This is a genomic window from Bradyrhizobium sp. SZCCHNS30572 (assembly GCF_032484415.1).
Taxonomy (GTDB): Bacteria; Pseudomonadota; Alphaproteobacteria; order Rhizobiales; family Xanthobacteraceae; genus Bradyrhizobium.
Window position 1 is genome coordinate 312,841 of record NZ_JAUESY010000011.1, and the last position, 13,460, is coordinate 326,300.

The following is a 13,460-nucleotide window of genomic DNA, read 5'->3' on the forward strand; positions in this document are numbered from 1 at the left end:
ATATCTTATTCCGCAGCCTGCAAGCGCGGCTGCTGGGGGCCGAAATCTTCGCGGAAGTGCTTCAGCGCCGAGAGCACAGGGTAGGGCGTGAAGCCGCCGAGTGCACAGAGCGATCCGAGCTTCATAGTGCCGCAGAGGTCTTCGACCAGGGCGATGTTCTCGGCGACGCGCTCGCCGCGGCGGATCTTGTCGATGGTCTCGGCGCCGCGCGTCGAGCCGATACGGCACGGCGTGCACTTGCCGCAGGATTCGATGGCGCAGAACTCCATCGCGAAGCGGGCCTGCTTCGACATGTCGACGCTGTCGTCGAACACGACGATGCCGCCATGGCCGATCAGGCCGTCCTTGGCGGCGAACGCCTCGTAGTCGAACGGCGTGTCGAACAGGGCGCGGGGGAAGTAGGCGCCGAGCGGGCCTCCGACCTGCACCGCACGGACCGGGCGGCCGGTGAAGGTGCCGCCGCCGATGTCGTCGACCAGCTCGCCCAGCGTGATGCCGAACGCGGTCTCGAACAGGCCGCCGAACTTGACGTTGCCGGCGATCTGGATCGGCATCGTGCCGCGCGAGCGGCCCATGCCGAAATCGGCATAGGCCTTGGCGCCCTCGTCGAGGATGAAGGGGATGGCGGCGAACGACAACAGGTTGTTGACGACGGTCGGCTTGCCGAACAGGCCATGATGGGCGGGCAGCGGCGGCTTGGCGCGGACGATGCCGCGCTTGCCCTCGAGGCTCTCCATCAGCGCGGTCTCTTCGCCGCAGACATAGGCGCCGGCGCCGGTGCGCACCTCCAGCTCGAAATTGTAGTTCGAGCCCGCGACGTTGCTGCCGAGCAGGCCGGCCTTCCTGGCGATGTCGATCGCCTTGGTCATGGTCGCGATCGCGTGCGGATATTCCGAGCGCGTGTAGATGTAGCCCTTGGTGGCGCCCACCGCGATGCCGCAGATGGTCATGCCTTCGATCAGGACGAAGGGATCGCCTTCCATCAGCATGCGGTCGGCGAAGGTGCCGCTGTCGCCCTCGTCGGCGTTGCAGATGACGTATTTGCGGTCGGCCGCGGTCTGCGCCACCGTCTTCCATTTGATGCCGGTCGGGAAGCCTGCGCCGCCGCGGCCGCGCAGGCCCGAGGTCGTGACCTCGGAGATCACAGCATCGGGCGTCAGCGTCAGAGCGCGGGTCAGGCCCTTGTAGCCGCCATGGGCGCGGTAGTCGTCGAGCGACAGCGGATCGATGATGCCGCAGCGGGCGAAGGTGAGGCGGGTCTGCCGCTTCAGCCACGGGATCTCCTCGGTCAGGCCGAGCGAGAGCTTGTGCGGCTTGTCGGCGACGATCGCATCGAGCAGGGACGGCACGTCGTCTGCCGTCACCGGTCCGAAGCCGAACCGGCCCTGCGCCGTCTCCAGTTCGACCAGCGGCTCGAGCCAGTACAACCCACGCGAGCCGTTGCGTACGACTTCAATATCGACCTTCCGCTCCAGCGCCGCCTTGTGCAGCGCGTGGGCAACCTCATCGGCGCCGACGGCGAGGGCGCCGGCATCACACGGGACAAAAAGACGCACGCTCATCGCTGGGCCTCCGAGACGAGAGCATCGATCCGGGCTTCGTCGAGCCGGCCGACCAGGCGGCCATCGAGCATGGCCGACGGCGCGGTTGCGCACAGGCCGAGACAGTAGATCGGCTCGAGCGTGACGCGCTCATCGGCCGTGGTGTTGCCGATGGAGATGCCGAGCTTCGCTTCGGCGCGCGCCGCGAGCGCATCGCCGCCGGCGGCCTGGCAGGCCTCGGCGCGGCACAGCTTCAGCACGTGACGACCGGCCTTCTTGGCCCGGAAATCATGGTAGAACGTGAACACGCCGTAAACCTCGGCGCGCGAGAGGTTCAGAGCGGATGCGATCATCGGAATGGCATCCTCCGGCACATGGCCGAACGTCTCCTGCAACGCATGGAGGATGGGCAAGGTTGCTCCCTCCATCCCGCTATGTTGGGCGATGATTTCGGCGCCGCGCGCCGCGTCCCACGTCTCGTACACCGGCGTCATCCTGATCCCGATTCTGCGTTGCAAGCGTTTCGCACATCCAAATTGGAATTGCTCAAGATATCAATAAAGCAGTCCCGTGCTGCGATAGCGAAACGCAATCGAGAGATAGCTAGAAGTTGACGAAAAACAGGCCTTCGCGCGACCGGCTTGCGGCCGCGTTTTACCGTGTCCGGGCCCGCCGCGCCGTGATAGGTTTCTCCGTGGCCCGCACCGCCGAAAACGTGCGGAACTGGGCCCTTCAACCGCTGGAAGGCCGACCTCTTGATTGACAAGCTCGAACTGCTGCTGGCGCTGGCCAAGGAGCGTCATTTCGGCCGAGCGGCCGAGGCCTGCGGCGTGACCCAGCCGACGATGTCGACCAGCATCAAGCAGCTCGAGGAGATCCTCGGCGTTATGCTGGTGCAGCGCGGTTCCAGGTTCCAGGGCTTTACGCCGGAGGGTGAGCGCACGCTCGACTGGGCGCGCCGCATCGTCGGCGACTTCCGCGCGATGCGCCAGGAGATCAACGGGCTCAAGGACAAGCTATCGGGCGAGATCCGGATCGCGGCGGTGCCGACGGTGCTCGGCATGGTGGCGTCGCTGACGACGCCGTTCCGCGCCAAGCATCCGGAGGTCCGGTTCCGCATCATGTCGTGCACGTCGGCCGACGTGCTGGGGCTGCTGGAGAACCTGGAGGTCGATGCCGGGCTGACCTACATCGAGAACGAGCCGATCGGCCGTGTCCGCACCATCCCGCTCTACAACGAGAGCTACCGGCTGCTGACCGCGCCCGACGCGATGTTCGGCGATCGCGATCAGGTGACCTGGCAGGAGGTCGGGCAGGTGCCGCTGTGCCTCCTGACCCCGGACATGCAGAACCGCCGCATCATCGACCGCGCTCTGAAGGCCGCCGGCAACGAGGTGACGCCAACGCTGACGTCGAACTCGCTGCTGGTGCTGTACACCCATGTCAAGACCGGCCGCTGGGCCAGCGTGATGCCGGCCAAGCTCGCCGAAACGCTCGGCCTCGCCGACAAGGTGCGCTCGATCCCGATCGTCGATCCCGTCATCAACTACCAGATCGGCCTGGTCATCCCGCAGCGTGACCCGATGACCCCGCTGATCGCGGCGCTGGTCCAGATCGCCCGCGAGGTCGCGCCCAGCCTGCAGGCGTGAGGCGCGCGTCCGCGGAGTTGCCGCTGGCCCAGCGCCTCAGCACCGGCGGTGAACAATGGCCCAGGCTTGCTTCGCTGCGCTCGCCATGATGGCGTACACGGTCTCCTCTCGTCATTGCGAGCGCAGCGTCGCCATCCAGGTTGCTTCCGTGGCGACGGTCGGCGTCGTCACCGACCTTGCTGGCATCATCGGCAGACTTCGGGCTCTCATGCGGTCGCGGAACCCTGACCTTGCGCGTGGCGCGTGGTCTTCAGCTCATAATGCCCGGCATGGCCGTCATAGCGGCTGAGCAGCTTCCGCGCCGCGGGCGGCACCACCGCCGTGTCATGCGCCGGACCCGCAAAGCGAACCACCGCCGTCTGATCGGCGAAGGTCATGATCGTCACGAATTCGACCTCGTCTTCGAGCGGCCTGCGCAGCAGCTCGATGCTCAGAAATCCCTCGATTTCCCGATCGATGATCCCTGGAAAGATCGTTGACCGCAGCAGGTCCTCATAGGCATCGGCATCCGCCGCCCTGGTCCAGCCGTGCCAGATCCGCTTCAGCATCGCGATGCTCCCTTGGGTACGATGATGGTCACCGAACCCTTGCACGGGCGTCGAGCGTCGGACTTGGTGAAAGTTGCGGTCCGCGCGGCGAACTCGCGGAGCGGCTAGCTCCGCTCAGTACGCCGCAAATTGCTCCCGCATGATCTTCTCCTCCTGCCGGATCCGCAAGGTCAGTGGCACGGCATAGATGATCAGGCCGGCCACGAGCGTGAGATAGGCGTGCAGGGTCAGCGCGTAGCCGATCAGCTCGGGCAGGATGTTGAGGAAGTAGTTCGGGTGGCGCACGATCCGGAACAGCGGATGGGTCACCAGCGCGTGGTCGCGCGCGAGCATCAGCTTGACGGTCCAGAGGCGGCCGAGCAATTGCGACACCACAAGCAGCATCACCGCGCCGAACAGATAGATCACGAACCCGATGATGCTGACGGCGTCGAGCGGCGCATCCCGGACGAGGCCCTCGGCCGTCGCGGCGAGATAGAAAGCGACATGTGCGATGGCCAACCAGCGCGACACGGATGCGCCGTATTCGGTTGCGCCGTCGGCGCGCAGCCGTTTTTCGTTGCGGATCGAGACGCCCAGCATGGCAAAGCGATAGGCGAAGGCGGCAACGATGAAGGCAATGATCACGCGCGGTACTCCAGATCTTGGAGCAACTGCCTTAGTTGCTGACGTGCAGGTGCGTCAATACCACGTTCCGCCAATGTTGCTGACTAGGCACGAAGCGACGTCATGATGCCGTCATCCGCCTGCGTCGGCGTTGCATGTCCGAAGGGCAAGCCGATCGCATGCGTCGGGCATCATCCGTCACGCGAGAGCGCTGTCATGCCTGTGGGGCCTGATCCTGAAGTGCAATCTCTTTGAGATGTGAGTCCGATTTGATGATGTTGCCGTAGGGTGGGCAAAGTGCCCACGCTACGGCAGTACGGCCGCCGCGCTCACGCCGCGACCGAGATGCTCGCCGTGGCCTTGTACGCGTCGCGGGGCAGGGTCACGCGCACGACGGTGCCGTGCTCCAGCCGCGAGCGCAGCCGCATCGAGCCGCCGTGCAACTGGGCCAGCGAGCGGGCGATGGCGAGGCCGAGCCCGGAGCCGTGATAAGTCTTGGTCATCTGGCTCTCGACCTGCTCGAACGGTCGGCCGAGGCGCGCCAGCGAATGCGCAGGGATGCCGATGCCGGTGTCGGCGATGATGAGCACGACCTTGTCCTCGAACACGCGGCTCCGCATCGTGACACGGCCGCCCTCCGGGGTGAACTTCACCGCGTTCGACAGCAGGTTGACCATGATCTGCTTGGTGGCGCGACGGTCGGCGACGACCGGGATGCTGCCTCCGATGTCGGCGTCGAGCACGAGGCTCTTGTCCAAGGCGCGACCGGAGACGACGCGCAGCGATTCCGCCAGCGTCTTGGCGAGGTCGAGCGGCTCCATGTCGAGCTTCATGCGGCCGGCCTCGATCTTCGACATGTCGAGGATGTCGTTGATCACCTCGAGCAGATATTGACCCGAGGTCAGGATGTCGTGGCAGTACTCCTGGTACTTTTCCGAGCCGAGCGAGCCGAACATGCCGCTGCCCATGATCTCGGAGAAGCCGATGATGGCGTTGAGCGGCGTGCGCAGCTCGTGGCTCATATTGGCGAGGAATTTCGACTTGGTCTGGTTGGCTTCCTCGGCGCGGGTCTTTTCCTGCGAGTACTTCTCGGCGAGGTCGGCGAGCTCGATCGCCTGGCGTTCCAGCGCGCTCTGCGAGCGCTGCAAGTCGATGACCGTGGCGCGCAGGCGCAGGTCGTTGTCGACGAGCTTCTGCTCGTGCTCCTTGATGCGGGTGATGTCGGTGCCGACCGAGACGTAGCCGCCGTCCTTGGTGCGGCGCTCGGAGATGTGCAGCCAGCTGCCGTCGTCGAGCTGCGCCTCGAAGGTACGGCCGCCCGGCGCCTGCTGGCTGTGGTCGTGCAGCCGGGTGCGGATCTCCGGCATCTTGCCGACCTCGATGACGGTCTCATAGGAGGTGCCGGGGATCACGGCGGAGTCCGGCAGCTTGTGCAGCTTCTGGAAGTGCGAGTTGCACAGCACCAGCCGGTTGTTGGCGTCCCACAGCACGAAGGCTTCCGAGATCGTCTCGATCGCGTCGCGCAGGCGCAGGTCGGCCTCGACGGTCTTCTCGACCAGGCTCTTCTGCTCGGTGACGTCGACCGCGATGCCGATCAGGTGCAGGCCGGAATCTGAGGTGCCCTGGCTGAGCTCGCAGCGAACCCGCAGCCAGATCCAGTGGCCCTCGGTGTGGCGCATCCGGAAGCTCTGGTCGATCTGGTGGATGTCGCCGGCGACGAGCTGGTCGGCGATCTCGAACAGGTCGATGTCGTCCGAGTTCACCAGCGCGTTGACCTCGCCGAAGGTGAGGAGGTCGGTGCGGTTCTCCAGGCCGAGCATCGCGAACATCGAGTTCGACCAGAAGATGCGCCCGCGCGACAGGTCCCAGTCCCACAGCCCGCAGCGGCCGCGATTGAGCGCGGTGTCGATGCGGCCGCGCACGGCGTCGTTGATCAGGTCGCCCTCGCGGGCGCGGGTCGACTGCCAGTGGAAGGCGAAGCCCAGGATCAGCACGACGAAGCCCGTCGTCGCCGACAGGGTCACCGAGAGCGCGGCGTCCGAGCCCCAGATCGGCTCGAGCTTCTCCTGGATCACGACGACGCGGCCGGGCAGCGCCTTGATCAACTGCGACACTGCGAAGGCCGGACGGCCGTTCGGCAAGGTGATCTCGGTGACCGCGCCCTGCAGGCCGGGCGTGGCCAAGAGCTGCGCGGTCGAGATCAGATCGAGGATGCGGTCGTTCTCGCCGAGCGCGGCGTCGACCGGAACCCGGGCCAGGATGCGGTGGTCGGCGCCGGTGACGATCACGTGGCGTCCGGCCGCCGCTCCCCAGGCGGGGATCAGGTCGGGCAGCAGGCTCTGCAGATGCTCGATGTGGGCGATGCGGTCCGGGCGCGTCGCCAGATGACCGATACGGTCGGCGAGCAGGTCGGAGATCGCGGCCAGGTCGCGCTTGGTCGCGCCGCGCTTCTGACGGCTCTGGTCGAGCACCTGGACGAAGGCGCCGAGACAGATGGTGACGAGAAAGGCGATGATCAAAGTAGGGACAGCACGACGCAATACCGGCTCAGCAGTCAGCAGCCTTTGATAGGCCGGTTTCGCGATCGATTGCGCCAACCCCTTGATGGAATCAGAAGATTGGACGCACGCGTTCGCGGCATGCGCACGCGCCATGCTGTAGACCCCCGAAACTTCTTGGATACCCGAATTTCGAAAGAGCCCCAGCCGCTTCCGAATCAAGTTGATTTGAATCCAGATTTCTCGGGCTGTCGAGAGTCAACGATTTGGCAAAAGCTAATAAATCTTATCCAATGCGGAATTGCCATGGCGAAAAGCCGGCAGAGTGAGTCCGAAGCGGGAACGCAGCATGACGTTCAGGCTTCAGCCGTGCGGCGGCTCGGCGTGACTGATGACGCGCTTGACGCTCGGGAAGGCGCGACGCACCCCGCGCTCGATGTGGTCGACATTGTCGTGCACCTTCAGCACGCTCATCGACGGCGCCGCGCGGCAGTGGAAGTTGACGATCTCGCCGGCCTCGGTGTTGCGGACGCGGACATTGTGCACGTCGTACATGTCGGTCTCGGCGGCGAGACGCTGCAGGGCGGCGGCGATCTCGGCGATCCGCTGCGCCGGCGCGTCGACGCCGAATGGCAGCTCGGGTTCGAGCGGCTCGATATGGGTGTCGACCTCGACGTCGGCGCCGAATTCGTCGCGGATGCTGCGTTCCAGCTCGTGCGCGATCGCATGCGCCGCGAACAGGCTCATGTCGCCGTCGACCTCGAGGTCGATCGCGACGATCAGGCGGCCGCCGACGTCGTGGACGGTGACGTGATGGATCGCGAGGCCGGAATTGCGCGCGATCACCATGATGCGCTCGCGCACGCTCTCGTTGCTGAGCGCGACCGGCACCGTCGTGAAGGTGACGTCGGCGCCGGACAGGCTGGCATCGACCGCGGCCTGCGCATCGCGCTTGATCTCGTGCACACGGTCGATCGGGTAGGTGCGCGGCACCTGCACCGTGGCGTCGACAAAATGCGTTGCGCCGACGAGCCGGACCCGCAGCCGCTCGACATCGACGACGCCGTTGATCGAACGGATCGCGGCGCGCGCCTTTTCGGCCGCGCCCTCTGGTGCACGGTCGAGCAGTGTTTCTACGGTGGAGCGCGCCAGCCGCAGGCCGAGCACCGAGATCATCAGGGCGACCGCGACCGCGGCGGCGGAATCCCCCCACCAGAACCCGAACGCGGTGAGGACCAGGCCGCCGATGACGGCAATCGAGCCGAGCACGTCGGAGGCGAAATGCAGTGCGTCGGCGGCGAGCGCCTGGCTGTGGGTCTCGTGCGCGGCGCGGTGCAGCGCGCGGGCGCGCCAGAAGTTGACGGCGATGTCGACCAGCAGCACCACGAACGGAATCGCCGACAGCGACGGCGGCGGCGCCGCCTCGCGCAGCCGGCTGACGGATTCCACCAGCACGCCGCCGGCCAGCACGTAGAGCAGGGCGATGACGCCGAGCGCCGACAGGCTCTCCAGCTTGCCATGGCCGTAATGATGCTCGTCGTCGGCCGGCCGGTCCGATACCCGAACCACCATCCAGGTGATCACGGTGGCGACGACGTCGACGGCGCTGTGCAGGGCCTCGGAGACGAGCGCGAGGCTGCCGATCAGGACGCCGACGATGAACTTCGCCGCGGCCATGCTGGCGCTCGCCGCGATCGAGATCGCGGCGACACGGGTTTTCCCGGAATCGACATGGGAGGCGGCGTCTCTCATGGCGGCGGATGTAGCAGCCGAGGCCGCACCATGAAAGCCGGGATCGCGCGGTCCATGGGCGCGGACCGCGCGCTGTTTCGAGTGCTTCTAAATCTCAGAAGGTTGCGTTCACAAGGTCACCACGATCTTGCCGAGATGCTTGTTCGCCTCCATGTGCGCGAACGCCGCGCCAATGTCGTCGAAGGCGAAGACGCGGTCGATCGGCAGCCGCAGCGTGCGCTGCTCGACCGCACTCCAGATGTCCTTTTTCACCTCGTCGAAGATCGTACGGATCTCCTCGATCGAACGGGTGCGGAAGGTGACGCCGACGTAGGTGATGCGGCGCGCCGCGTGCAGGTCGAAGTTGAAGTCGGCATGGGTGCCGCCGAGCCGGCCGACATTGACGATGCGGCCGAGGACCTTGGTCGCGGCGAGGTTCTGATTGGCGACCTTGCCGGACACCTGGTCGATGATCAGATCGACGCCCTCGCCGTTGGTCGCCTGCAGCACCTGATCGACCCAGGCGGGATCGCTGGAGTCGATGGCGAGATCGGCGCCGAACTCGTTGAGCCGTCCGCGGCGCATCGCATCGGTCGAGGAGCCCACCACCAGCGAGGCGCCCTTGAGCTTGGCGATCTGCATCGCCATCAGGCCGACGCCGGAGCTCGCACCCTGCACCAGCACGCGCTGGCCCGGCTGCAAAGCGCCGTTGGTAACGACGGCGTTGTGCATCGTGGTCAACGCGATCGGCAGCGTGGCGGCCTCGTCGAAATTCATGTTCGACGGCGCGTGGAACAGACGGCCGTGGTCGGCGAGGGTGTATTCGGCGAACGCGGCGCTGCCCGAGCCCATCACCTTGGCGCCGATCTTCACGCCCTTGGCGTCGGGACCGAGCTCGGCGACCTCGCCGGCCCATTCCATGCCGAGCACCGTTCCGACGCCGCCGGCGGCGCCATGCACATGCCCCTTGGTCATGCCGAGATCGGCGCGATTGAGGCCGCAGGCGCGCACGCGGACCAGGACCTGCGTGCCCTTCGGCGTGGGCTTGGCGATATCGGTGATCGCGGCGCCCTGGGCGCCGTAGACATAGGCTTTCATCGCGAGGAATCCTGTCGGTCAGAATGAGCGGCGACCTTACTGTGCCGCTGTTCTCAGCGCACCGCCTAACAGGCGGCGCGCTGCTCCGACAAGACTCCCTGGGGGATGAACCGGTTCCGCTGACCGGGCTGGACGCGTCAGGCGGCGACCGGAGCTTCCGCTTCGTCGAAGGCGCTGGAGACGTCGCGCATGCTGATGACGCCGGCGAGCGCGAAGTCGACGATGACCGGGAGGTGGCGGATGTGATGCACGTTCATCAGATGCCGCACGTGCTCGAGCGTGTCCTCAGTGCTGCAGGAGATCAGCCGCTGCGGCGAGATCAACTGCGAGACCTTCATGGTGACGCCGGCGGCGCCGTGCTCGGCGATGGCGCGCACCACGTCGCGCTCGGTGAACATGCCGGCGGCGGTGTTGCCTTCCGTGCGGACGACGTCCTTCACGACGAGGGCGCTGACATTGCTGGCGCGCATCAACTGCGCCGCGACGCCGACGGTCTCATTCATTCGCACCGTGATCACGCGCGCCGTCTTGTTGCGCAGGATGTCTCCGACTTTCATGGCACCCTCCCGTTTGTTGTCTTGAACAGAAGGAAGTCTGGTATACGTTATGCCAGAAGTCAATTGGGATCTTGATGTTTTCTGGGCAGATGCCTGGAAAATAAGGTCAGCGATGCTGTCAAATGTATGCTCGGATTGGCATCTGGCATGCACGGCGCGCCAAAAGAAAAAAGAAAAGGAGGCGCATCGGGATGCGCCTCCTGCAGTCGCGGGAAGAAGCGGGTGATTTACGCCGTGGTGCGAACGTCCTGCGCCGCAGGCTGGGTGACCGCCGCCTCCTTGCCGAGGATGAAGGCGCGGCGCAGCGGCTTGATCACGAACAGCGCCATCAGCGCCGCCGTCGCGTTCAGCGCAACGCCGATCACGAACACGGCCTGCCAGCCATACTTGGCGGAGACGAGGCTCGCGAGCGGGACCAGGAGCGAGGCGGTGCCCTTCGCGGTGTAGAGCATGCCGTTGTTGGTCGCGGCATATTTGCTGCCGAACGTATCGCCCGAGGTCGCCGGGAACAGGCTGTAGATCTCGCCGAACACGCCGAAATAGACCGCGGTCGCGAGCACGAACACGATCGGGTTGTGGCCGTAATTCGCCAGCGTCAGCAGCATCAAAGCGGCGGTGCCAAAGGCGATGAACATGGTGTGCTCGCGGCCGATCGTATCCGAGATCCAGCCGAACACCGGACGGCCGAAGCCGTCGAAGATGCGGTCGAGCGAGATCGCAAACGTCAGCGCTGCCATCTGGAAGCCGGCGAGCGACACCGGCTCGTTGGCGATCTTGAAGTCGTGCGCGATCGGGGCGATCTGGGCGGCGGTCATCAGGCCGCCGGAGGCCACCATCACGAACACCAGATACATGATCCAGAAGATCGGCGTGCGCAGCACCTGCGGCGGCGTGTAGTCGATCTTGCTCTGCGGCAGGTTGAGCTGCTTCTTGCGCGCAGGCGCGGCGTGGGTCGGCGGCCGCAGGAAGATCGCGAGCACGAACACGATCAGGCCCTGGCCGATGCCGAAGGTGAAGAAGGCGCTCTGATAGCCGCTTGAGGCGATCATGCTGGCGATCGGCACGACGGTGAGCGCGGCGCCCGCGCCGAAGCCGGCCGCGGTGGCGCCGGCGGCGAGGCCGCGGCGGTCGGGAAACCATTTCAGCGCATTGCCGACGCAGGTGCCGTAGACCGCACCGGCGCCGATGCCGCCGATGACGGCGCCGGCGTAGAGCAGGGTGAGCGAGTCGGCGTAGGAGTTCAGCACCCATGCCAGCGAGATCATGACGGCACCGAACATGATGACGAGGCGCGGGCCGTATTTGTCGACGAACCAGGCCTCGACCGGCACGAGCCAGGTTTCGGTGACGACGAAGATCGTGAAGGCCAGCTGGATCGCCGTGCGACCCCAGTGAAACTTCGCGTCGATCGGATCGACGAACAGTGTCCAGCCATATTGCAGGTTGGCGATCATCGCCATGCAGATGATGCCCATCGCGAGCTGGAGCCAGCGGAAGCCGCTGGACTGTGCCTGGACAGGCGGTGTCGCCTCTGTGCTGGAAACCATGTGTCCTCCCTAACGCGCTCTCTTGGAGGATGCCGCTGCGAGCGCGCTCCTCGTCTGCGCACGAAGTCATTCTGGTATAATATATTCCAGTCTGCAATATGGCCTGCGACACAGGGTGCGACATGTTGCTTTGCAACGAGAGCGAAATCGTCCGCCAAGCAAAAGAAAACGCTCGGCAAAATGCCGAGCGTCGTCAATCTGGAAGCGTCCTTTTTTATTTTTGTTGCAGCGCGAAGGGGCGCGTCAGAGCGTCGATTTCTGCACCACGACCCTCCGCCAGGGCTTGAGCACCGCGATCGCGAGGATCGATGCCAGGATGTTGGCGCCGGCCGCGATGATGAAGACGCGGTCCCAATTGCCTGATGACTGCTGCATGTAGTTCGCGATCGGCACCAGCAGCGCTGCCGTGCCCTTGGCTGTGTACAGCAGGCCGGCATTGGTGGTGGCGAACTTGGTGCCGAACGTGTCGGTGCAGGTTGAGGGGAACAGCGAGTAGATCTCGCCCCAGGCGAAGAACACGAAGCCGGACAGGATCACGAACCACACCGGATCGTGGCCGAGCATGTACAGCGCCCAGATGCCGATGCCTTCCATGCCGAAGGCGATGAACATCGTGTTCTCGCGGCCGATCATGTCCGAGATCCAGCCGAAGAACGGACGCGTCAGGCCGTTCAGAACGCGGTCGATGGTCGCTGCGAACGTCACCGCCGTCATGGTCATGCCGATCAGCGTCACCGGAATGTTGTCGACCTTCCAGTCGCCGGCGATCGGCTTGAGGTTGGCCGTCACCATCAGGCCGCCGGCGCCGACGATCACGAACATGAAGTACATCAGCCAGAAGATCGGCTGACGGATCACTTCGGTCGGGTTGTAGTTGCGGCGGCTCTGGACGAGGTTGGTGTTCTGAGTGACCGCGGGCACCTGGCCTTCCTTGGGCGCGAACAGGAAGAAGGCGAGGATGACGATGATGATGCCCTGGCCGAGACCGAAATACAGGAAGGTGGTCTGGAAGCCGGAGTCGCGGATCATGGCCTGGATCGGCGCGACGGTGAGCGCCGAGCCGGCGCCGAAGCCGGCCGCGGTGATGCCGGCCGCGAGGCCGCGCTTGTCGGGAAACCATTTCAGCGCGTTGCCGACGCAGGTGCCGTAGACGCCGCCGGCGCCGATGCCCGCGATGATCATGCCGAGATAGTAGCCGTTGAGCGAGGTGGCGTAGGCGTTGATCATCCAGCCGATCGCGCAGAGCACGCCGCCGACGAGCACGACGATGCGCGGGCCGTATTTGTCGACGAACCAGCCCTCGACCGGCACGAGCCAGGTTTCGAACAGCACGAACAGGGTGAAGGCCCACTGGATCGACGCGCGATCCCAGCCGAAGGTCTTGGCGATATCTGGGACGAAGAAGGTCCAGCCATATTGATAGTTGGCGATCATCACCATCGCCAGGACGCCAACCGCGAGCTGCGTCCAGCGATAGGCGTCGCTTACTCTTGCAGATGCGGGCGCCCCCGCGTGAGCCAAGTCCGTCATGTTTCCTCCAGGCTGTCTATTCTTGTCCTAACAGCTATGCGGAGTTTGGTATATGATATGCCAATAAACAAGCGGATTCATCGAGCCCGTGCCCGCTGCTAGGCCAGCGATCGATGAAAAAAGCCTGCAGAAGCAAGGCAAATCGTTGCAGCGAC

At 65.3% G+C, this 13,460-nt stretch carries 12 protein-coding genes; 2 read left to right on the forward strand and 10 right to left on the reverse strand.

Features of this window, described 5'->3' with window-relative positions; translation table 11 throughout:
- Window positions 1-5 precede the first annotated feature (5 nt).
- Both QX048_RS30455 and QX048_RS30460 read right to left on the reverse strand, forming a co-directional pair.
- Window positions 6-1,562: an NADH-quinone oxidoreductase subunit NuoF gene (locus tag QX048_RS30455; RefSeq protein WP_315753040.1), complete on the reverse strand. Its 1,557-nt coding sequence runs from the start codon at window positions 1,560-1,562 to the stop codon at window positions 6-8.
- On the reverse strand, window positions 1,559-2,035 hold the full coding sequence (locus QX048_RS30460; RefSeq protein WP_315753146.1) for a formate dehydrogenase subunit gamma: 477 nt from the start codon (window positions 2,033-2,035) through the stop codon (window positions 1,559-1,561). The genes QX048_RS30455 and QX048_RS30460 overlap by 4 nt, the downstream gene beginning before the upstream one ends.
- A 261-nt stretch (window positions 2,036-2,296) precedes the next feature.
- On the opposite strand from QX048_RS30460, the gene QX048_RS30465 reads away from it, so the two are divergent.
- Window positions 2,297-3,190 carry a LysR family transcriptional regulator gene (locus QX048_RS30465; RefSeq protein WP_315716160.1) on the forward strand — a complete coding sequence of 298 codons (894 nt, stop codon included), beginning with the start codon at window positions 2,297-2,299 and terminating at the stop codon, window positions 3,188-3,190.
- Window positions 3,191-3,396: 206 nt separating this feature from the next.
- On the opposite strand, the gene QX048_RS30470 is transcribed toward QX048_RS30465, so the two are convergent.
- The 4 genes from QX048_RS30470 to QX048_RS30485 all read right to left on the reverse strand — a co-directional run bounded on the left by QX048_RS30470 (window position 3,397) and on the right by QX048_RS30485 (window position 8,519).
- Window positions 3,397-3,738: an antibiotic biosynthesis monooxygenase gene (locus QX048_RS30470; protein WP_315828279.1), complete on the reverse strand. Its 342-nt coding sequence runs from the start codon at window positions 3,736-3,738 to the stop codon at window positions 3,397-3,399.
- A 114-nt stretch (window positions 3,739-3,852) separates the two neighbouring features.
- Entirely contained in the window at window positions 3,853-4,365 is a 513-nt protein-coding gene (locus tag QX048_RS30475; protein WP_315828280.1) for an isoprenylcysteine carboxyl methyltransferase family protein, read from the reverse strand.
- A 308-nt stretch (window positions 4,366-4,673) separates the two neighbouring features.
- Window positions 4,674-6,998, reverse strand: coding sequence for a PAS domain-containing sensor histidine kinase (locus QX048_RS30480; protein WP_315753037.1), 2,325 nt, complete (start codon window positions 6,996-6,998; stop codon window positions 4,674-4,676).
- 207 nt (window positions 6,999-7,205) lie between these two features.
- Complete coding sequence (locus QX048_RS30485; RefSeq protein ID WP_315753035.1) at window positions 7,206-8,519, reverse strand: cation diffusion facilitator family transporter; 1,314 nt, start codon at window positions 8,517-8,519, stop codon at window positions 7,206-7,208.
- Here QX048_RS30485 and QX048_RS30490 point away from each other — a divergent pair.
- Window positions 8,500-8,628, forward strand: coding sequence for a hypothetical protein (locus tag QX048_RS30490; RefSeq protein WP_315716165.1), 129 nt, complete (start codon window positions 8,500-8,502; stop codon window positions 8,626-8,628). The genes QX048_RS30485 and QX048_RS30490 overlap by 20 nt on opposite strands.
- A gap of 74 nt (window positions 8,629-8,702) precedes the next feature.
- On the opposite strand, the gene QX048_RS30495 is transcribed toward QX048_RS30490, so the two are convergent.
- The 4 genes from QX048_RS30495 to oxlT (QX048_RS30510) form a co-directional block, all read right to left on the reverse strand.
- Window positions 8,703-9,671, reverse strand: a complete 969-nt coding sequence (locus QX048_RS30495; protein WP_315828281.1) for a zinc-binding dehydrogenase — start codon at window positions 9,669-9,671, stop codon at window positions 8,703-8,705.
- Between the two features lie 137 nt (window positions 9,672-9,808).
- Complete coding sequence (locus QX048_RS30500) at window positions 9,809-10,228, reverse strand: CBS domain-containing protein (RefSeq protein ID WP_015665845.1); 420 nt, start codon at window positions 10,226-10,228, stop codon at window positions 9,809-9,811.
- 227 nt (window positions 10,229-10,455) lie between these two features.
- Entirely contained in the window at window positions 10,456-11,775 is a 1,320-nt protein-coding gene (gene oxlT / locus QX048_RS30505) for an oxalate/formate MFS antiporter (RefSeq protein ID WP_315716168.1), read from the reverse strand.
- Between the two features lie 243 nt (window positions 11,776-12,018).
- A complete protein-coding gene (oxlT, locus tag QX048_RS30510; protein WP_315716169.1) occupies window positions 12,019-13,305 on the reverse strand; it encodes an oxalate/formate MFS antiporter in 1,287 nt (428 codons plus the stop codon).
- Between the last annotated feature and the right edge of the window lie 155 nt (window positions 13,306-13,460).

Excerpts from the sequence above, each read along its gene's own strand:
- QX048_RS30455 (WP_315753040.1), bottom strand. The coding sequence starts at position 1,562 with ATGAGCGTGCGTCTTTTTGTCCCGTGTGATGCCGGCGCCCTCGCCGTC.
- oxlT (WP_315716169.1), bottom strand. The coding sequence starts at position 13,305 with ATGACGGACTTGGCTCACGCGGGGGCGCCCGCATCTGCAAGAGTAAGC.
- QX048_RS30485 (WP_315753035.1), bottom strand. The coding sequence starts at position 8,519 with ATGGCCGCGGCGAAGTTCATCGTCGGCGTCCTGATCGGCAGCCTCGCG.
- QX048_RS30480 (WP_315753037.1), bottom strand. The coding sequence starts at position 6,998 with ATGGCGCGTGCGCATGCCGCGAACGCGTGCGTCCAATCTTCTGATTCC.
- oxlT (WP_315716168.1), bottom strand. The coding sequence starts at position 11,775 with ATGGTTTCCAGCACAGAGGCGACACCGCCTGTCCAGGCACAGTCCAGC.
- QX048_RS30490 (WP_315716165.1), top strand. The coding sequence starts at position 8,500 with ATGAACTTCGCCGCGGCCATGCTGGCGCTCGCCGCGATCGAGATCGCG.
- QX048_RS30460 (WP_315753146.1), bottom strand. The coding sequence starts at position 2,035 with ATGACGCCGGTGTACGAGACGTGGGACGCGGCGCGCGGCGCCGAAATC.
- QX048_RS30495 (WP_315828281.1), bottom strand. The coding sequence starts at position 9,671 with ATGAAAGCCTATGTCTACGGCGCCCAGGGCGCCGCGATCACCGATATC.
- QX048_RS30500 (WP_015665845.1), bottom strand. The coding sequence starts at position 10,228 with ATGAAAGTCGGAGACATCCTGCGCAACAAGACGGCGCGCGTGATCACG.
- QX048_RS30470 (WP_315828279.1), bottom strand. The coding sequence starts at position 3,738 with ATGCTGAAGCGGATCTGGCACGGCTGGACCAGGGCGGCGGATGCCGAT.